Source organism: Flavobacterium marginilacus, from assembly GCF_026870155.1.
Lineage (GTDB): Bacteria > Bacteroidota > Bacteroidia > Flavobacteriales > Flavobacteriaceae > Flavobacterium > Flavobacterium marginilacus.
In genome coordinates, this window is record NZ_CP113975.1 from 127,604 (window position 1) to 147,319 (window position 19,716).

The window sequence follows — 19,716 nt, forward strand, 5'->3', positions numbered from 1 at the left end:
TTAATAAAAGATGAAAGATATTCAATATATAAAAGGCGATGCAACATCTCCAGAAGGAGCAGAGAATAAGATAATTGTTCACGTTTGTAATGACATTGGCGGATGGGGTAAAGGATTTGTTATGGCTATTTCGAAAAGATGGAAAGAACCAGAAAAGCAATATCGAGAATGGTTCAAATCTAAAAATGATTTTGAATTAGGAAAAGTACAGTTTGTTCAGGTTGAAGAAAATTTATGGGTAACTAATTTAATAGGACAGCATAAAATCAATAAAGATGAAAACGGCGAAGCTCCAATTCGATATCATGCTATTGAAGAAGGATTAAAAGCAGTCTCTGATTTTGCAAAAACAAACAATGCATCAGTTCATATGCCAAGAATTGGATGTGGTTTAGCTGGCGGAAAATGGGAAATGATAGAACCAATTATTCTTAAAACGTTATCTAATCAAGATATAAAAGTTGTGGTTTATGATTTTTAAGCCACCAAAAATTAATTAAAGAACAAAATGCAATCACGTTATTGTGTTGTAATAAAATGAAAATAGAATTAAAAAAATATAGCGAGCAATTAAAAGAGTGGCCGAAATCTGGTTATCATATAATGGCTCAGTACGACGATGAAAAAATAATAGTATATCAGTCATACCGAAAAGAAATAGGCGAATTTGCCGTAAAAAATCAGTTTTTTGGAGGTGCTTTCAGTCTTGACCGAATGACTTGGATTAAGCCCAATTTTTTATGGATGATGTATCGAAACGGCTGGGGTACAAAAGAAGGGCAGGAAGTCGTTTTGGCAATCCATCTAAAAAGAGAAGCATTCGAAAAATACCTTCAAAATGCTGTTTATTCTTCTTATGCAATAGAATTTGAAGTGAGTTATGAAGAATGGCAGTCACAAGTAAAATCCTCTTCAGTACGATTACAATGGGATCCGGATCATAGCCCGTACGGAGAAAAATTAGAAAGAAGAGCAATTCAGATTGGTTTGCGAGACGAATTTACAAGATCTTATTCCAAAGAAGATATTTTGTTAATTGAGGATATTTCAAATTTTGTAAAAGAGCAATATAAATTTGTTCAGAATAAAGAATTGGACAATCTGCTGATTCCAGCTGAAAAACCTTTTCTTTTTGAAGATGAAAAATTGAATAAAAAATTAAGACTTAAATAGAGAGCCTGTTTAAAAATTTAAAATAAATAATTGTTATGGGTTAAAGAAACCGATTGAAATTTGTCTTTTTGTAGTGACCAAACCATAAAAAGATGTATCCAACCGATTTGACAGAAACCCAGTGGCAATTTATAAAAAAGACTTTAGAATTCGATGATAGAAAGCGGAAATATAATTTGAAAATCATTTGGAATGCGATTAATTATCTCGTAAAAACAGGTTGTCAGTGGCGAATGTTACCTAAAGATTTTCCAAAATGGCAATTAGTGTATTATTACTATTGGAAATGGTCAAATTTGGAATGTTTTGATTTATTACTGTCAAAATTGCGAGAAAAAGTCAGGTTTAATAGAGGTCAAAATACAATGCCAAGTCTAGGAATAATGGATAGTCAAAGTGTACGATGGGGAAATAATCGTTCCTTAAATAGTTTTGATGGCAATAAAAAAGTAAAAGGAATTAAACGGCATATTGTGGTTGATAAAAATGGGTTTCTTTTGGCAATAATGGTAACAGTTGCCAATGTCCATGATAGTAAAGCGGCAGATTTACTAATGAGGACGCTTCACTATTTTTTATGTCCTATAAAAGTAATCCTTGCCGATGGTGGTTACAGAGGCGAAGTGATTGAAAACATAAAAAATAAATTTGGCTATATTATTCAAGTGGTAATGCGTTCAGATGATAGAAAAATGGGGTTTAAACCTATACATAAAAGATGGATTGTAGAGAGAACATTCTCTTGGTTTGACAACGACCGAAGATTATGTAGAAATTATGAACTACTTTTTGAAACATCCGAGAATATGGTCAAAATTGCAACTATAAAATTATTATTAAATAAAATTTAAACAGGCTCGAAAAAGATGAATGAAAAAATAGCAAAAAGCGTCAGCAAATTTTTGAGTCTAGTGCTTAGACATTCGCCTGAAACTATCGGATTAAAATTAGACAAAAACGGCTGGGCAGATGTCGATGAATTAATCATGAAATGCCATCAATTTGGAAAAGAATTTGATTTTGAACTATTAGAGGAAGTTGTAGAAACCAATGACAAAAAGCGATTTACATTCAATGAGGATTTAACAAAAATAAGAGCCAATCAAGGTCATTCGATAGATGTTGAATTAAACTTAAACTTAAAGGAGTATGAGCCTAATGATTTTTTGTATCACGGAACAGTCGAAAAATTTATTGATTTAATAAAAGAGAACGGCTTGCAAAAGATGAGCAGACAATATGTTCACTTGAGTAAAGATAAAGAGACTGCTGTAAAAGTGGGTGCCAGAAGAGGAAAGCCAATTATTTTAAAAATTAATGCCCAAAAAATGTTTTTAGATGGATATAAATTCTATCTCTCCGAAAACAATGTTTGGTTAATTGATGAAGTACCAACTAAATATATCGAATTAAATTAAAATAAAAATGCTACAAATAAAATTAGTTTATTTAGAAGAAGAGCTTGGAAATGCATGGATTAATGATTTTGCTGGTTGTAAAAACGTAACAATTTTAAATGGCAATATTTTAGAGACAGAGTGTGATGCTATTGTTAGTCCTGCAAATTCTTTTGGATTTATGGATGGCGGTTTGGATTTACATATTTCTGAGAAATTTGGCTGGCATTTACAAGACGAATTGCAAGCAAAAATTGCAAGCTTAGACGAAAAAGAATTATTAATAGGTAAGTCCATTACTTTGGCAACAGGAAATGAAAAAATTCCATACCTAATTTCTGCCCCAACTATGCGAGTTCCTATGAGTTTTAATATAGCAACATCTGTCAACTCCTTTTAGCGATGAAAGCTATATTAATAGCTTGTAAAAATAATAAAATAATCAAAACGGTCGCTATTCCTGGATTAGCAACAGGTTGTGGAAGAATGCCATTTCATATTGCTTCAAATCAAATGTTTTTAGCTTACGATGAAATAATTAACGGAAACTATAAAGATTATAAGACATTTGGAGACACTCAAAAATTTCAATATAGATTAAATGAAAAAGGATTAATTTGGGATTATTAAAATGGAAAAAAGAACACTCGTTTTTGGCGATATCCACGGTGGCTTAAAAGCATTATTACAATTGCTTGATAGAGCTAAAATTAATCAAAATGATCAATTGATTTTTCTAGGAGATTATGTAGACGGTTGGTCAGAATCAGCTCAATTGATAAATTTTTTAATAGAACTTTCTCAAAAGTATTCTTGTGTTTTTATTAAAGGGAATCATGATGTATGGTGTCAAGATTGGTTGATTAATCAAGAAATAAATGATATTTGGTTTTCACATGGCGGAAAATCGACTATTGATAGTTATCAGGATATTGATATTTTGACAAAAGCGGAGCACCTTGATTTTTTTGCAAAGATGAAAGATTACTATGTTGATGAATGTAATAATTTGTTTATTCACGCAGGTTTTTCGTCAATGCATGGGCCAGAAAAAGAACATTATGCTACTAATTATACTTGGGATAGAACGCTTTGGGAAATGGCTTTGACGATGGATAAAAGAATCAGAAAAGATTCTCTTTCTTATCCCAAAAGATTATTGATCTATAATGAGATTTATATTGGACATACGCCTACGTTAAATTATAATATTGAAGTGCCAATGCAGGGATGTAATGTTTGGAATATTGACACGGGAGCTGGTTTTTATGGAAAACTGACATGTTTTGACATTCAAACTAAAAAGTTCTGGCAAAGCGATGCTGTACAATCATTGTATCCAAAAGAAAAAGGAAGAAATAAGTAGGATTGATTTAAAAATAGAATAATGTAAAACAAAATTAAACTTGGATATTGGGTTTTGCATTGAAGGGAGTTAGGGATGAAATACGATAAACCTTTGAATATGTTTGAAATAATAAAATTAGGCGAAATAATAAAATCCAAAATTGCATCTGATACAGATTTAATGTGGACTCATTATAATTCAATAGAAGAATTAATAGCAGAAATAGATTTTAATTCTAAATTGCTTGAAGATAACAACGAACAAGGTTTAGAATTCTTTCTAATGTCATTTTTACCCACAGGAACTTTTCAAGAAATCTCTATGCAGAATGGATGGAGTGAAGAATACTTGAAATTGGCTTCTCAATTTGATACTATTTGCGAAAATTTAAAACGATAATTATGAACCCATTACTATTAACAGATGGTTACAAAGTTGACCACAAAAGACAATATCCAGACGGAACTACATTAGTATATTCTAATTGGACACCAAGAAAATCAAGGATTGAAGGCATTGACGAAGTTGTATTTTTTGGATTGCAGTATTTCCTTAAAAAATATATTATTCAAGATTTTGATCAGTATTTCTTCAAACAGCCAAAAGAAGTTGTTGTGAAAAAATATGCCCGTAGAATCAATAATTATTTGGGCGAAAACCAAGTAGGTACAAAACATATAGAGGATTTGCATGATTTGGGATATATTCCTATGGTATTTAAGGCTTTGCCTGAAGGTGCCAGCGTGCCTGTCCGTGTGCCTATGTTCACAATGTACAATACAATTCCTGAGTTTTTTTGGCTGACCAATTATTTCGAAACACTGCTTTCCGCAGTAATCTGGCTGCCTTGTAATTCGGCTACAATTGCAAAACAATATAGAAAAGTATTGGACAAATATGCCAAAGAAACTTCTTCAATGCCCGAATTTGTTGATTGGCAGGGCCACGATTTCTCGATGCGCGGCATGGGCTGTATCGAGGCTGCAGTAACATCAGCTGCTGGACATTTATTGAGTTTTACAGGAACTGATACGATTCCGGCAATAGATTTTTTGGAAGAATATTACAATGCCAATTCAGATACTGAATTAATAGCAGGCTCTGTTGCAGCAACCGAGCATTCTGTAATGTGTATGGGTACAACTGAAGGAGAATACGAAACTTTCGAAAGATTAATCTGCGAGGTGTATCCAAAAGGAATAGTTTCTATCGTTTCTGATACTTGGGATTTATGGAAAGTACTTACTGATTATCTGCCTCGATTAAAAAATCAAATAGTTTCCAGAGCAGGAAAAGTAGTCGTTCGTCCAGACAGCGGTGATCCGGTTGATATTATCTGTGGTAACCCAAATGGCAAAACCGAGCAGGAAAGGAAAGGGGTAATCGAATTGCTTTGGGATGTTTTTGGAGGTACAATAAATGAAAAAGGGTTCAAAGAATTAGTTCCTCAAATAGGAGCTATTTATGGAGACAGTATTACCGTGGCTAGAGCAACAGCCATTTGTGAACGATTGAAAGCGAAAGGTTTTGCATCTACCAATGTAGTGCTTGGAATAGGTTCATTTACTTATCAATACAATACAAGAGATACTTTTGGATTTGCGATGAAAGCTACGTACGGAGAAGTAAACGGTGAGGGAAGAGCTATTTTTAAAGATCCAATTACAGATGACGGTACCAAAAAATCAGCCAAAGGATTAATGAAAATTGAATTGGCTGATGGCAGATATATTTTAAAAGATGAAGTGTCTTGGGAAGAAGAGCAAAAAGGAGAATTGAAAGAAGTTTTTAGAGACGGAAAACTTTTAATTGATTTAAGTTTATCTGAAATTCGAGATCAAGTCAAAAAGAATGTACCGCAACTAACGTTATAAAAACTAATGAGGCTGTCCGAAAAGGACAGCTTTTTTTATGCTGCAAATTTCAGGAATCGATTTTGGGTTGGTTGATTAATGAAAAAATATTCTGTTACAGTATTTAAAAAGTGAATTTCGACTTTTATAGCTCTATTTAGAACTCTGAAGGAGATTTTTAGATGAGTTTTCGACGCATCATTGTTCTTTGCTATCATTTTTCTGAAATTATGCCCGATAGCCATCAATAGAAATTCCATTTCCACTTTTTCGATGCTTGTGAAAGTAAACCGGCTGAATTTATTGTTGTTTTTTAGCTGTCCGAATACTGCTTCAACTTCTATTGGGCGTTTGCTTCGGTGTTCGAGTCCTTTTTCGCTCATGAGCAGCTCTTTGGCTCTGAGCCCTTAATTGGTTCAGGCGGTGGTTTACTTCTATTGTTCTGTTTCCTTTGGCTTTATGGCACAAACTTCTAAGTGGACATCCATCACATCTTTTTGCTTGATAATAAGATACTTGTGATTCGTATCCGTTGGCCGATGTCCGTTTTCCACTGCCAATGTTTTCCATTCTTTGTCCCATTGGACACACATAAAAATCCTGCTGTATATTGTAGAACAAATTCTGGACAAGAAACGGATTGTCCTTCATTTTTTTCTTCTGTTCTTTGTGAAAATAATTATACTTTACATAGGTCCGTTATGTCTTTATTTTCAAGCATTTCGTAGTTTTCTTCGCTTCCATAACCAGCATCGGCTACAACTGTTTTGCTTTGTTTTTGATACATTTTTTCAAATTCCTCCAGATGGGATTTTAAAGTCGTAGTGTCGTTAGGTGTCTGATGAATGGTTACATTGGTAATGAATTGATTTTCAGTAGAAATCTGAGGATTGTATGCAGGTTTTAACTGTCCGTTTTTCATATGGTCTTCCTTCATTCTCATAAAGGTAGCGTCAGGATCTGTTTTGCTGTAGGAGTTTCTATTGCCTAAAATCACTAAATCTTTTTCGTATTTTTCAAGCTTTGGCAGGTGCTCTTCCTGAAGCTTTTCAAGCTCTTTGGTTATCTTCTTGTTGGGCTCTTTGAGTTTTTTATTGAGTTCTGATAATTTTTCTTTCAGCTCTTCCGAGTTTATTTTTTTTGGTAATTCTTCCTTGTTGACTTCTTGATTATCTGATAAAATACTGTTTTCGATATCGGATAAGATGCTGTTGATTTTTACTTCGAGTTTTTCTTTGTATTTCTCTATAGAACCCCGCCAGACAAAGGTGTATTTGTTGGATTTGGCTTCAATTTTTGTTCCATCGATGTATTGGATATCCAGACTGACATAGCCCATTTCCACAAGCATTTTGACTACTTCTGCAAATAAATCTTTGATGTTTTCTTTTAGAACCTTTCCTCTAAAATCGTTGATGGTTCTAAAATCAGGGGTTGAGTTGCCTGAAATAAACATAAAATGAATGTTCTCGGTGAGTGCTTTTGCTATTTTTCGGCAGGAATAAGTGTTGCTCAAATAGCTGTAAAACAAAACTTTAAGCATCATTCTGGGATGATAAGCCGAGGTCCCTCCTCCTTTATATTTTTTAAGTATATGGCTTATATCCAATGAATTGACGACCTTGTCCACTAAGCGGACAGGGTGGTTTTCTGAAATTTTATCAAAAATATTTATCGGAAAAAGTTCCGGTGTATTGATCGATTGCGATTTAAATATTACTTTAGCCATTGCTCGTTTTTTGTGCAACTCTAAGATACTATTTTAGATTAAAAACAGCAAAAAAAAGGCTGTCCTTACTTTTTGGACAGCCTCATTGTTGTTTTGTTGCCAACATATATCCAATCATTCCGCATCGCTAAACAACTCTGATTCAGTTATGGTTTTTGAATTTTTTTTCTAAGTATATTTACAAAACGAATGAAAAAAAAATCCGCTGTTTTACGGCAGTTATCAGTAAACTATAAGTTGATTAAATTTCTTTTCATCAGTAAGAAAACAATCTAAAAAATTAAAGAATGAAAAACGTAATTATTATACTTTTTGTGTTAATAGGTAATGGCATTTTTGCTCAAAATACAAATGAAGATGAAAAAGCTAAATTACTTTCGGAAGAAAAAAAATTGGATATTGAAACCGGAAAAATAATTGCAAATTATGATTTGTTTCCTGCAGTCATTAAAACAAATATGGCTTTAGAGGATATTACTGCTAATAAAAAATGGAGCTTAAAAGAACAAAAAAGTGAAAAATTTGCAAACGGGTATAAATATCTCAGATACAATTTTTCCATTTCTCCAATGAATCCAAAAGATGGGAAACCGGAAGTTTCAGAAATCTTATTTGACACTAAAAATAAATTGACAGGATATTCATTTCTTTATATTGACGGAAATAAAAAAGGAAGAAATAAATCGGAATGCGATGCGGTATATAATGATATAAAAAACAAGCTTGAGAAAGAAATATATTTAAAAGCAAATGAATCATCTCAAAAGCAAAAATATCAAGGCGACAACGATAGTACTATGTATATTCATTTTTTCTATTATACAAGTAATGATTCGAACAATACATTGTTAGTCGTTTATCGTTTTAGAGAGTTTGCTTTTGATTCCTCAAAAAACATTGCGATTATTGAGGTTTTTAAATTGCCTGTTTCATTTGATAAAATAAATCAAAAAACACTTAGGTTTGTGTCAGATGAAAGTAACGGATATAATAATATTTATAAAATGCTTAATGAAAATCTAAAATAATATTATTACTTCCTGTAAAAATTATTGTGGTCAATATAATCCCAGACTTTATTAGGTAACAAAGGCTGTACATTTTTTCCTTTTTTGACATTTTCTCTGATAGAAGTAGAAGATATTTCAACAACCGGAGCATCAATCAGATGAATTTTTGGGTGATTTTTCAGCTCCAGATTCTCCGATTCAGACGAAATGCGGGGATAAACATAAATGTTGTGATGTTCCAAAATCGCTTCATAATTTTTCCATTTGTGAAATGACTTCAAATTGTCTTCACCCATAATTAAGGAAAATTCATGATTGGGATATTTCTCTTCTAAATGAACCAATGTATTTACGGTATAATTGGGCTGTGGTAATTTGAATTCAATATCCGAAGGTTTTATTTTAGGAAAATCTTCGGTGGCGAGATAAACCATCTGCAGACGATGGTGATCATCGAGCAGACTGCTTTTCTTTTTGATTGGATTGTGCGGTGTCACGATCATCCAGACCTGATCCAAATCGGAGTGCTCCGCCATGTGATTGGCAATGATAAGATGCCCAACATGTATGGGATTAAACGTTCCGAAATAAAGTCCGATTTTCATTTTTTAGTCCTTAGTTTTTTAGTCTTTAGTTTTTTAGTCTTTAGTTTTTTAGTCTTTAGTTTTTTAGTCTTTAGTTTTTTAGTCTTTAGTTTTTTAGTCTTTAGTTTTTTAGTCTTTAGTTTTTTAGTCCTTAGTTAATGTGCTAAGGACTAAAAAACTAAAGACTATTTTAAATTTTTTGAAAAAGCATTTATCATTTTAGCTTCTTCTTCAATTAAGAATAAAAGTTCGTTGAATATCTCTTCATTGTGAATAAATTCTAATTCTTTAGCAATGATTAGTTGCGTTTCTATTTCGTTTAATGAACCTCTAGAAATATTCAAAAAATGGTTAAATGATTTATCTGTTTGACGTCCAAAACCTTCTGCTATATTTGAAGGAATTGATACGCTTGCTCTTTTCAACTGACTTGTTAGGGCGTATATTTCTTCTTTTGGAAAATCCTTGGTGAGTTTGTAAATTAAAACAACAATTTTAATTCCTTTTTGCCAAATAAGTAATTCTTTGTATGATTTTATTCCGCCCATAAAATTTATAAATTAATGTTTTGAAAAAAAATAGTATTATAAAAACCTAAAGTTCTTAGGAATTATTTTTTGAAAAACTAAGGACTAAAAATCTAATTACTAGGGACTATTTGGAAACAAAATCCTTAACCAATTGATGCGCTTCTTCCAAAGCTACAGCCAAATCATAATTCTTGATAATCACATCAAATTGGGGTGCAGTGGCCAGTTCTACGTGGGCTTTAGCGATTCGCATATTGATTTTGTCTTCGCTTTCGGTGGAACGTTCTTTTAGTCTTCTTTTAAGTTCATCGACACTTGGTGGTTTTACAAAAACTGCCAAAGTTTCTTCAGGGAATTTGTGTTTGATACGCAAACCGCCGGCCACATCAATATCAAAAATCACGTTTTTGCCTAAAGCCCAAATGCGTTCCACTTCGCTTTTTAGCGTACCGTAAAAATTATCGCGATACACTTCTTCCCATTCAACAAAATCTTCCGCGCGGATATGGTTTTTAAATTCTTCAAGGGACATGAAGTAATAATCCTTTCCGCTTACTTCTTCACCGCGTGCTTCGCGTGTGGCAGCCGAAATGGAAAATTCCAGATTCAAATCTTCCTGTTTTAATAAATGTCTAACTATGGTGGTTTTCCCAGATCCTGATGGCGCCGAGAATACGATTAATTTTCCTTTTTTCATTGTTTATGCTGAATTTGTTTCAGTTGTTTTTTTGAATCAGTTACCTAATAATTTTAATTGTATTTTTTCACGTTCGATTTCATCTATTAATTCTTTTTCGCTTGGTAGATAGGGTAAATATTTTGTGGCAAAAAGATGAGATGAATCATTTATAATGGAATATTTAACTACGGTTTCACTTTTTTCCGTACATAGAATAATTCCAATGGTTGGCAAATCACCTTCTGGTTTTTTTAAATCATCAAACATACGGCGATACATATCCATTTGCCCAATATCCTGATGGGTGAGTTTGCCAATCTTTAAATCAAATAAAACAAAACATTTCAAAAGATAATTGTAAAAAACTAAATCAATATAATAATGTTCGGTTTCACTGCTTATACGGTACTGTCTGCCAACAAAAGAAAAACCTTTACCAAGTTCCATTAAAAAAACCTGAAAATTTTGTATTAAAACACCCTCCACTTCTTGTTCTGAATGGTTTTTTGGTTGAGAGATATCAAGAAATTCAAAAACATAGGGGTCTTTGATGAAATCTTTAATGTTTATATTGCTTGTTTTGTTGTCTGAAATAGTTTTTGAAGATAGTAAGCGATTGTAGTATAGAGTTTTGATGTTTCTCTCCAAAGTTCGTACACTCCAATTTTGTTGACTGGCTTCTTTTAAATAATATTGTCGGGTTTCCAAGTTGTCGATTCTCATTATTAATCGATTATGGCTCCAGCTCAATTTGCTACACAGTGTGTAGCAAATTTGTTCGTCAGGATAAGTCAAATAGAATTGTCGAAAATTACGTAGGTTAGAATATGAAAAACCTTTTCCTAATTCAGCCGATAAATTTTTGGATAATTCTAATAAAACGGCTTCACCATAATTTGCTTTTTCCTTTCCGTTTTGTTCTTGTAAAACAATTTTTTCACCTATTTTCCAATAAGCTTCAATCATAGCGGAATTAATTGCTCGATACGTTTGTTGTCGTGCTTTGATTAATATTTCCTTTATTTCTTGAATATATTGCATCTCAAGTTTTGTTACAAAACATTCAATACCTGCTCCTTAATTTTCTCCAGTTCATCTTTCATCTGAACGACTAATTTTTGCATCTGTGCGTGATTAGATTTTGAACCCATAGTGTTGATTTCGCGACCCATTTCCTGTGTTATGAATCCCAGTTTTCTTCCATTGGCTTCTGTTCCGTTGATGGTTTCCAAGAAATAATCCAAATGGTTTGTCAAGCGGACTTTTTCTTCAGTAATGTCCAATTTTTCGAGATAATAGATCAATTCCTGTTCAAAACGATTCTCGTCAACATTGACTTTCAATTCAGAAATGGCAGTCTGCAGACGGTCTTTTATCGCTTGAACACGTTCCGGATCAAGTTCCAAAGCCTCATTCATATATTGACGAATGTTCGCAATTCTCAATTGGAATTCATTTTCCAAAGACAAACCTTCGTCTCTACGGAAATTTAAGATATTTTGTAAAGCTTCTTCTATTGCGGTTTGGATTTGAGCCCAATCATTTTCGTCGATTTCCTCACGTTCAATTTTCATCGTGTCCGGCATGCGCACGGCCATTTTCATCAATTCGGTTTCATCGGCATCGGCATAGACTTCTCTCAATTGGCTGATATAAGCCTTTACGATAGGCACGTTGACTTTGGTCGAAGTCTGTTCGGCGGTACTTTCGATAAAAATCGAAAAATCCACTTTCCCTCTCTCCAGTTTAAGGGCGATTTGGTTGCGTAAACCTAGTTCCATTTCGCGGTACAGTGAAGGCATTCGCACACTCAAATCCAAACCTTTGCTGTTCAGGGATTTTACTTCCACCGTAATTTTTTTGGTTGGTAACTGCAAAGTCGCTTTACCAAAGCCAGTCATCGATTGTATCATATATTTTTCTAAAAGTGTTCAAAGATAAGAAAAAAGTGGTCAGTGGTCCGTTTTTAGTAATCAGTGCGTCACAACGCAGATAATTTTTCATTAATTTATCAAAAAGATAGAATTGATTCTTTTTCTGGAGCAGAAAGATTAGGCATTTTTAGCAGGCATTGGTCCCGCTTTTCGTTACAATCTTATAAGCCGAACCCCGGCTTATAAGGATTTTTACTGCAAACGAAGTTCACTGAACTCCTATAGAAATAAAAGTATAGTGAAGTAATCGGGGCTAAAGAGAAACATTTGTATTTTTTGTAGGCATCTCAGACCTAACAGGTTTTTAAAACCTGTTAGGTCTCCATAAAAGACCAAAAAAGCATATTACCCCAATACTTTCATCACCTGATGAATATTCTGCTGAGAATTACCAATGTATATTTTCTCGTCAATGATAAAAACCGGACGGCTCAGGAACGTATAATGTTCCAAAATGTATTTTTTATAATCGTCCTCGGAAAGGGATTTGTTCTTTAAATCCATCGATTTGTATAACTGTGCCTTTCTGCTGAACAGAGCTTCATAACTTCCCGAAAGTTTGTGCATTTCCTCCAGTTCTTCAGCAGTTATTGGGTTTTGCTTAATATCGTGAAAAGCCAGATTATGTCCTTCAGGCAGTGATTTTATAATTTTTCGGCAAGTGTCGCACGAAGCGAGATAGTATATTTTGTTCATTATTTTTTCTGTTTTCTAAATGCAAAGGAAAACATTTGATTTTAAAATGTTTAATTTTATGCAAAAATTAAAACTATGCAAGATACATTTGAAGTTGCCAGAACAGGAAGAAGAATGCTGAATTCTTATTTTGAAAATTACACTTTGGAACAATTAAATAAAATTCCGGAAGGATTCAGTAATAATTTGTTTTGGAATATTGCACACATTGTGGTGACTCAGCAATTATTAGTTTACAAATTATCAGGTTTGCCAATGGTGATTTCCGACGAATTAGTTGAAAAATACCGCAAAGGAACCAAACCAGAGCAAGATGCTGCCCAAGAAGAGGTAGATTTTATAAAATCATTGGTATTCTCAACTGTAGATAAGTTGGAATCTGACTATAATAATGGAATTTTTGTAAATTATCATGAATATCCAACTTCCACAGGATTTATTTTAAAAAGTGCTGTAGGAGCTATTGAATTCAATAATTTTCACGAAGGCTTGCATCTTGGAGTTTTAATGAGCATCCGAAAGTTCGTGTAATCGTTTGAAAGAATAAAATTAGTGTACTAATTTTTTTGTCTCAGATTTAAAAGTTGAATAATTAGAAAAAATAAAATGATGAAATTCAATACCAAAGTCATTCACGGAGGTCAGCATCACGATCCAAGCACTGGAGCAGTAATGCCTCCCGTTTATCAAACCTCTACTTTTGTACAGACTAGTCCAGGAAACCCCTTAAATCCCGATTACGAATACAGCCGTGCAGCAAACCCGACGCGAACTGCTCTTGAAAATGCTTTGGCGAGTATCGAAAACGGAACCCGCGGATTGGCTTTTTCATCAGGACTTGCGGCTACTGACTGTATTTTACGATCCTTCAAAGCAGGGGACGAAATCATCGCGATGGACGATTTATACGGCGGGACTTATCGTATGTTTACCCGAATTTACAAGGATTCTGGAATTAAATTTCATTTTGTCGATATGAACGATTTGGATAATTTCAAGTCCCTGATTAATGAAAACACCAAAATGGTCTGGGTGGAAACACCAACAAACCCATTAATGAAATTGGCTGATATTGAAGAAATAGCCAAAATAACTAAAGTGAACAATATTCTTTTTGCGGTGGACAACACTTTTGCAACTCCTTATCTGCAAAAACCATTAGATTTAGGTGCTGATATCGTTATGCATTCTGCAACTAAATATCTAGGCGGACATTCAGATGTGATTGCAGGAGCATTAATTGTAAAAGACGAAGACTTAGGGAAACAGCTGCATTTTCAGCAATTTGCGACAGGAGCTACTTTGGGACCAATGGACAGTTTTTTGGTGCTTAGGGGAATTAAAACACTGCATTTAAGAGTACAGAGACATTCTGAAAATGGTAACAAAGTAGTTGAGTTTTTGAATAATCATCCTAAAATAAAAACAGTTTATTATCCAGGACTGCCAGATCATCCATACCACGAAATTGCCAAAAAACAAATGAGCGGTTTTGGCGGAATGGTTTCTTTCACTTTTGCATCTGGGAAAAAAGAAGACTCAGTACAGTTTTTAGAAAAATTGAAAGTGTTTACATTGGCCGAATCTCTAGGCGGTGTAGAATCGTTAGCCAATCATCCGGCTTTAATGACTCACGCTTCTATTCCTGAAGAAAAAAGAAAAGAAGTTGGAATTACTGATGACTTGGTTCGACTGAGCGTAGGTATAGAAGATGCCGAAGACTTAATAGCCGATTTAAATCAGGCATTAGCATAAAACTAAAAAATCCCAACTTTAAAATTAAGAGTTGGGATTTTTTTGAATATGTTTTTATTACTAATTGTCAAGGTAAAAGATATACCCCACACCTATAAAAGTGAGCCAATCGTTATTTTTATTTTCTTTAAATAATTCAGCATTAGGATTAAGACCGTCAACCCAATCCGAATTGAAATATTGAGCCCTCATATCAAATACAAGATCAGACATTGGAGTCAGTTTATAGCGGGTTCCAATATTTAGGACTCCGGAAAAAACCATTTTACTTTCGTTAGAAAACCCATATGGATGTCCGTCTGAAGGGACTAAATATTTTGGATGAGTGGTGGCTGTATTTCCAAGTTCTCCTAATTCAGAAGTGGCAGTTGCGGTATAATAGCCTATTTGTGGCCCTATAGCGATATATGGAGCAAAACTCCCTATTGTTCTCTCAAAATCATGAATGTGAATGAAGCTGTATTCAAGCTGGAAGCCTAAATTAACCACTTGAGTCGAACCCCGCATTGCTTTTAGCTGTTTCGATCCGATAGTGTTTTTTTCAACCCATTTTCCGTAATGCTTTAAATCGGTTTTACTGTAAGAAAACTCGTTTCTCACTTTGAAATGTTCTGCGAAATAACTATTTACAAAGTCAGTATAGGAGAAATTCATATAGTCAACAAATGTAATTCCAAACCCCATATTATTTAAATTGGTTTCGGTATCGTTACGCAGCCCGTAATCGGAGCGAAACTCAATTCGTCCAGCTATTACACCTAACTCATGGCTTATTCCTGCTTGCGAAAAAGAATTAAATGGTAAACCAATTAATAATAGTAATGCAATTTTCTTTAGTTGAGTCATAAGTCCGTGGTGTTTTAGTGACTGAGCAAAGATAATAAAACCACAAGATAGGATTTATTAAATTATAAAAATAAAATAAAATTTTAAAAAATGAGTGTATCTTTATAATTATTATTAATACTATATCGATTTCGTGAAAACATTGTTTCATGTGTTTGATTTTTTATAAATGATTAATAAAAAGATAATTTTGTCATAATACAGTGTAAAAAAAGTTAAAATACCTTAATAAGATGTATATTTGTAACAACTAACGAAAGCGTTTGCTAAACGTTTATAATTTATTAATCCATGTCAAAAAGTATTACAGATTTTATAGAATTGGTTGCCAAAAAGAATCCGAATGAGCCGGAATTTATGCAGGCTGTTACAGAAGTTGCTGAAACAGTAATTCCTTTCATCGAAGAAAATAAAAAATATCAGAATAAAATGCTTCTGGAAAGAATGGTCGAATCAGATCGTATCATTATGTTCCGGGTAGTCTGGACAGACGATAAAGGTGATACACAGGTGAATAGAGGGTATCGTATTCAAATGAATTCGGCTATCGGACCATATAAAGGAGGGATTCGTTTTCATCCATCTGTTAATTTAAGTATTTTGAAGTTTTTGGCTTTCGAACAGACTTTTAAAAACAGTTTGACTACACTGCCAATGGGCGGCGGAAAAGGAGGAGCCGATTTTGACCCAAAAGGAAAATCAGATAATGAAATAATGCGTTTTTGTCAGGCCTTCATGACCGAATTATCAAAACACATTGGAGCTGATACTGATGTTCCTGCTGGAGATATAGGTGTAGGAGCAAGAGAAGTGGGATACATGTTTGGTCAGTTCAAAAGATTGAGAAACGAGTTTACAGGGGTTTTAACCGGTAAAGGAATTTCTTTTGGAGGATCATTGATCCGTCCGGAAGCAACTGGATATGGTGATGTATATTTTGCACAAAGCATGCTGGCAACTAAAGGAGAAAGTTTTGAAGGCAAAACAGTAGTTATCTCCGGGTCAGGAAACGTAGCACAATATGCAGCTGAAAAAGTAGTGCAGTTAGGAGGAAAAGTAGTAACTATGTCTGATTCTGCTGGATATATCTACGATGCTGACGGAATTGATGCATCCAAATTGGCTCACATAATGCAGATTAAAAATGAGCTGAGAGGAAGAATCAGCGATTATACTGCGAAATATCCAAATGCAAAATATGTAGCCGGCAAACGTCCTTGGGAAGTAAAATGTGATGTTGCTCTGCCTTGTGCAACTCAAAATGAATTAAATGAAGACGAAGCCAAAACTCTTGTTGCCAACGGATGTATCTGTGTAGCCGAAGGAGCAAATATGCCTTCAACTCCCGAAGCTGTTCATGTTTTTCTAAAGGCTAAAATTTTATTTGCTCCCGGAAAAGCTTCCAATGCAGGCGGAGTTGCCACTTCAGGACTTGAAATGTCACAAAACTCACTGCGTCTAAGCTGGACTTCCGAAGAAGTAGACGAAAGATTAAAAGCCATCATGAAAGACATTCATGCTTCATGTGTGAAATATGGAACAGATGAAACAGGTTTTACAGATTATGTAAGAGGAGCCAATATTGCCGGATTCGTAAAAGTTGCCGATGCAATGCTTGCTCAAGGTGTGGTTTAGAAACTATAGATTGCAGATCGCAGAATTCAGTCTGCAGAATTTAAATAGTAAAAATGCCTTTTTTCTGTATAAGATTAAAGGCATTTTTTTTGTACTTCTACAATATCTGATTTCTCCAGACTGCAATCTGCAATCTAAAACCTGAATTCTGCAGTCTAAAATCTGCAATCTAAAATCTCTTGTGCTATATTTGTGAACCAATTTGTTGTTCAATGCGAAAAAGACTTTTATACCTGTTTTTTTTATTTGTGGTTCAAATCACTTTTGCCCAAAGTAATTTGTTGTGGCAGGGATATTTTTCTTACACCCAGATCAAAGCAGTTTCCGAATCACCAAAAGCAATTTATGCTGCTTCTGAAAATGCCTTGTTTTCTAAAGATAACAGCACCAGTATTATAAAAACCACAACAACAATTGACGGGCTTGCCGGGGAAACCATCACTGCACTGTATTACAGCCCAGCCTTTAACAAAACGATTATTGGATATCAAAACGGCTTGTTAACGGTAATCAACGAAGCCGATGGTTCTATGCTTAGAGTTGTGGATATTATCAATAAAAGTCTGCCGGCCAATATAAAGCGAATCAATCATTTCATGGAATACAACGGAATTGTTTATGTTTCCACCGATTTTGGAATCGTACAGTTCAATTTAACCACTCAGAAATTTGGCGACACCTATTTTATCGGCGACAATGGAGCCGAAATCAAAGTTTCGCAAACAGCAGTCCACAGCGGATTTATTTACGCATCAACTTCTAATGGTATTCGAAAAGGAGATATTACAAACCCGAATTTAATAGATTACAAACAATGGAATGTAACAACAGCAGGTAATTGGTCTGGAATTACATCATTTGGAACTGAATTGTATGCTGTAAATACAGCTGGTTATGTTCATAAATATGATTCGGCATCTAATACTTTTAGTAGTTTTTTGCAATTATCAGAACCAGCTGTTAATTTTCGTTCCAACGCTGATTATTTGATTATAACAATACCTAATTCTGTTTTGATTTACAATAAACAAATGGTACTCCAGCGTCAGATAAATCAAAATCAAATTACAGAAATGCACGGCGGATTTAGCTGTGCATCAGTAATTGGAGATACTATTTTTATGGGTACTAATGAAAAAGGGCTGCTTACAGCTTCACTTTCTGGCAGTTCAGCATTCGATAATATAACCCCAATCGGGCCTTCACGCAATAATATTTTTGCTCTTCAAGCATCACAAAATCAGATTTGGACAGTGTATGGTGATTATGATATTTTTTATAATCCTTATGATTTGGATGATTTTGGAATTAGCAAATATTCAACATCAGGATGGTTAAATATTCCTTTTGCTGAGGTGCTTGGAGCCAAATCCATGACCCGAATTGCAATTAATCCAGCCAATGAAAAAGAAGTATATGCGAGTTCTTATTTTTCAGGCTTATTAAAAATACAAAGCGATATTCCAACGATTTTATACAATCAAAACAACAGCAGTTTAGAATCTTTAACAATCAGTCCGCCAGATCCCAGTTATATCGATATTAGAATCGGAGGGACAGTTTTTGATAAATCGGGAAATTTATGGGTCAATAATTCCAGAGTTGTAAATGGTTTAAAAATGTTAAGTTCTGGCGGGCAATGGAAGACTTATGCCATGGATAAAATTATAAATACGCCCGGAAGTAATGATTTTGGCACTATGGTTATTGATAAGTATGGGACAAAATGGATGTCTACCAATATAAATGGTGTAATAGCATTTAATGAAAGCAGTAATACGTTCAAAAAAATGACTTTTGGAGCCAATCAGGGAAATTTACCTGTACAAGATGTTCGAGCGCTGGCCGTTGATACTAAGAATCAGCTTTGGATAGGAACTACAAAAGGATTGAGAGTTTTGACTAATGTAAACAGTTTTCAAACAGAAAGCCAGTTAACTGCCGAAAGCATTATTATTATGGAAGATAATCTGGCTCAAGAACTGCTTTACGAACAATTTATAACCGACATCGAAGTTGATGGAGCCAATGAAAAATGGATTGCAACTGCAGATGCCGGCGTATTTATGGTTTCTTCAAACGGTCAGGAAACCAAATATCATTTTACAACAGAGAATTCACCACTGCCGAGTAATGCAATAAATGACATTAGTATCAATAAAAGCACAGGTGAAGTTTTTATAGCGACTTCCAAAGGTTTGATTTCTTTCAAAGGAATTGCTACCTCGGCTAGCGATAATTTAAACAATGTATATGTTTATCCGAATCCTGTTCGTCCAGAATATACTGGGACAGTAAAAATAAATGGATTGCTTAATAAAGCCAATGTAAAAATTACCGATGTGGCTGGTAATCTGGTTTTCGAGGCCATATCCGAAGGAGGAACAATAGAGTGGGACACCACCGCTTTTGGAAAGTACAAAGTAGCATCAGGAGTATATATGATTTTTGTATCGGCTCAGGATGGAAGTGAAACCAAGGTTAAAAAGGTAATGATTATAAGGTAGAAAACAGATTATAGATAATAGATTGGAGAGAGAAGTTTCA

Annotated in this window: 21 protein-coding genes and 1 pseudogene; 14 read left to right on the forward strand and 8 right to left on the reverse strand. The window is 34.1% G+C overall.

Features of this window, described 5'->3' with window-relative positions; translation table 11 throughout:
* Positions 1-10 precede the first annotated feature (10 nt).
* The 9 genes from OZP07_RS00585 (at position 11) to OZP07_RS00625 (ending at position 5,792) form a co-directional block, all read left to right on the forward strand.
* Entirely contained in the window at positions 11-481 is a 471-nt protein-coding gene (locus tag OZP07_RS00585) for a macro domain-containing protein (protein ID WP_281636900.1), read from the forward strand.
* Positions 482-537: 56 nt separating this feature from the next.
* Positions 538-1,173, forward strand: coding sequence for a DUF4291 domain-containing protein (locus OZP07_RS00590; protein ID WP_281636901.1), 636 nt, complete (start codon positions 538-540; stop codon positions 1,171-1,173).
* Positions 1,174-1,265: 92 nt separating this feature from the next.
* Positions 1,266-2,024, forward strand: coding sequence for an IS5 family transposase (locus OZP07_RS00595; protein WP_281636298.1), 759 nt, complete (start codon positions 1,266-1,268; stop codon positions 2,022-2,024).
* 15 nt (positions 2,025-2,039) lie between these two features.
* Positions 2,040-2,591: an RNA 2'-phosphotransferase gene (locus OZP07_RS00600; RefSeq protein ID WP_281636902.1), complete on the forward strand. Its 552-nt coding sequence runs from the start codon at positions 2,040-2,042 to the stop codon at positions 2,589-2,591.
* A 7-nt stretch (positions 2,592-2,598) separates the two neighbouring features.
* Positions 2,599-2,970, forward strand: coding sequence for a macro domain-containing protein (locus OZP07_RS00605; protein ID WP_281636903.1), 372 nt, complete (start codon positions 2,599-2,601; stop codon positions 2,968-2,970).
* A gap of 2 nt (positions 2,971-2,972) precedes the next feature.
* Positions 2,973-3,200: a macro domain-containing protein gene (locus OZP07_RS00610; protein WP_281636904.1), complete on the forward strand. Its 228-nt coding sequence runs from the start codon at positions 2,973-2,975 to the stop codon at positions 3,198-3,200.
* Between the two features lies 1 nt (position 3,201).
* Positions 3,202-3,936: a metallophosphoesterase family protein gene (locus OZP07_RS00615; protein WP_281636905.1), complete on the forward strand. Its 735-nt coding sequence runs from the start codon at positions 3,202-3,204 to the stop codon at positions 3,934-3,936.
* A 99-nt stretch (positions 3,937-4,035) separates the two neighbouring features.
* Positions 4,036-4,317 carry a hypothetical protein gene (locus tag OZP07_RS00620; protein ID WP_281636906.1) on the forward strand — a complete coding sequence of 94 codons (282 nt, stop codon included), beginning with the start codon at positions 4,036-4,038 and terminating at the stop codon, positions 4,315-4,317.
* 2 nt (positions 4,318-4,319) lie between these two features.
* A complete protein-coding gene (locus OZP07_RS00625; RefSeq protein ID WP_281636907.1) occupies positions 4,320-5,792 on the forward strand; it encodes a nicotinate phosphoribosyltransferase in 1,473 nt (490 codons plus the stop codon).
* 35 nt (positions 5,793-5,827) lie between these two features.
* Here the strand turns inward: OZP07_RS00625 and OZP07_RS00630 are convergent.
* Positions 5,828-7,500 (reverse strand): annotated as a pseudogene (locus tag OZP07_RS00630) (IS1182 family transposase).
* A 287-nt stretch (positions 7,501-7,787) separates the two neighbouring features.
* Here OZP07_RS00630 and OZP07_RS00635 point away from each other — a divergent pair.
* Positions 7,788-8,528: a hypothetical protein gene (locus tag OZP07_RS00635; protein WP_281636908.1), complete on the forward strand. Its 741-nt coding sequence runs from the start codon at positions 7,788-7,790 to the stop codon at positions 8,526-8,528.
* Positions 8,529-8,533: 5 nt separating this feature from the next.
* On the opposite strand, the gene nadD is transcribed toward OZP07_RS00635, so the two are convergent.
* The 6 genes from nadD to OZP07_RS00665 form a co-directional block, all read right to left on the reverse strand.
* On the reverse strand, positions 8,534-9,115 hold the full coding sequence (nadD, locus tag OZP07_RS00640) for a nicotinate (nicotinamide) nucleotide adenylyltransferase (protein WP_281636909.1): 582 nt from the start codon (positions 9,113-9,115) through the stop codon (positions 8,534-8,536).
* 164 nt (positions 9,116-9,279) lie between these two features.
* Positions 9,280-9,642 (reverse strand): four helix bundle protein, encoded by a 363-nt coding sequence (locus tag OZP07_RS00645; protein ID WP_281636910.1) that lies wholly within the window; start codon positions 9,640-9,642, stop codon positions 9,280-9,282.
* 106 nt (positions 9,643-9,748) lie between these two features.
* Entirely contained in the window at positions 9,749-10,321 is a 573-nt protein-coding gene (gene gmk, locus OZP07_RS00650; RefSeq protein WP_281636911.1) for a guanylate kinase, read from the reverse strand.
* A gap of 36 nt (positions 10,322-10,357) precedes the next feature.
* On the reverse strand, positions 10,358-11,344 hold the full coding sequence (locus OZP07_RS00655) for a PDDEXK nuclease domain-containing protein (protein ID WP_281636912.1): 987 nt from the start codon (positions 11,342-11,344) through the stop codon (positions 10,358-10,360).
* Between the two features lie 11 nt (positions 11,345-11,355).
* Positions 11,356-12,216, reverse strand: coding sequence for a YicC/YloC family endoribonuclease (locus OZP07_RS00660; RefSeq protein ID WP_194641363.1), 861 nt, complete (start codon positions 12,214-12,216; stop codon positions 11,356-11,358).
* Between the two features lie 366 nt (positions 12,217-12,582).
* On the reverse strand, positions 12,583-12,933 hold the full coding sequence (locus OZP07_RS00665; RefSeq protein ID WP_194641362.1) for an arsenate reductase family protein: 351 nt from the start codon (positions 12,931-12,933) through the stop codon (positions 12,583-12,585).
* Positions 12,934-13,008: 75 nt separating this feature from the next.
* Here OZP07_RS00665 and OZP07_RS00670 point away from each other — a divergent pair, with 75 nt between their 5' ends.
* Both OZP07_RS00670 and OZP07_RS00675 read left to right on the forward strand, forming a co-directional pair.
* The gene (locus OZP07_RS00670) at positions 13,009-13,464 is read left to right on the forward strand and encodes a DinB family protein (RefSeq protein ID WP_281636913.1); all 456 of its coding nucleotides are present in this window, start codon (positions 13,009-13,011) and stop codon (positions 13,462-13,464) included.
* Positions 13,465-13,542: 78 nt separating this feature from the next.
* Positions 13,543-14,688 (forward strand): cystathionine gamma-synthase, encoded by a 1,146-nt coding sequence (locus tag OZP07_RS00675; protein ID WP_281638497.1) that lies wholly within the window; start codon positions 13,543-13,545, stop codon positions 14,686-14,688.
* A gap of 60 nt (positions 14,689-14,748) precedes the next feature.
* Here OZP07_RS00675 and OZP07_RS00680 read toward each other — a convergent pair whose 3' ends face one another.
* The gene (locus OZP07_RS00680; protein ID WP_281636914.1) at positions 14,749-15,534 is read right to left on the reverse strand and encodes a THC0290_0291 family protein; all 786 of its coding nucleotides are present in this window, start codon (positions 15,532-15,534) and stop codon (positions 14,749-14,751) included.
* A 291-nt stretch (positions 15,535-15,825) separates the two neighbouring features.
* Here OZP07_RS00680 and gdhA point away from each other — a divergent pair, with 291 nt between their 5' ends.
* Both gdhA and porZ read left to right on the forward strand, forming a co-directional pair.
* A complete protein-coding gene (gene gdhA, locus OZP07_RS00685; RefSeq protein WP_281636915.1) occupies positions 15,826-17,169 on the forward strand; it encodes an NADP-specific glutamate dehydrogenase in 1,344 nt (447 codons plus the stop codon).
* A 212-nt stretch (positions 17,170-17,381) separates the two neighbouring features.
* A complete protein-coding gene (gene porZ / locus OZP07_RS00690; RefSeq protein WP_281636916.1) occupies positions 17,382-19,676 on the forward strand; it encodes a type IX secretion system anionic LPS delivery protein PorZ in 2,295 nt (764 codons plus the stop codon).
* The last annotated feature ends 40 nt before the right edge of the window (positions 19,677-19,716 follow it).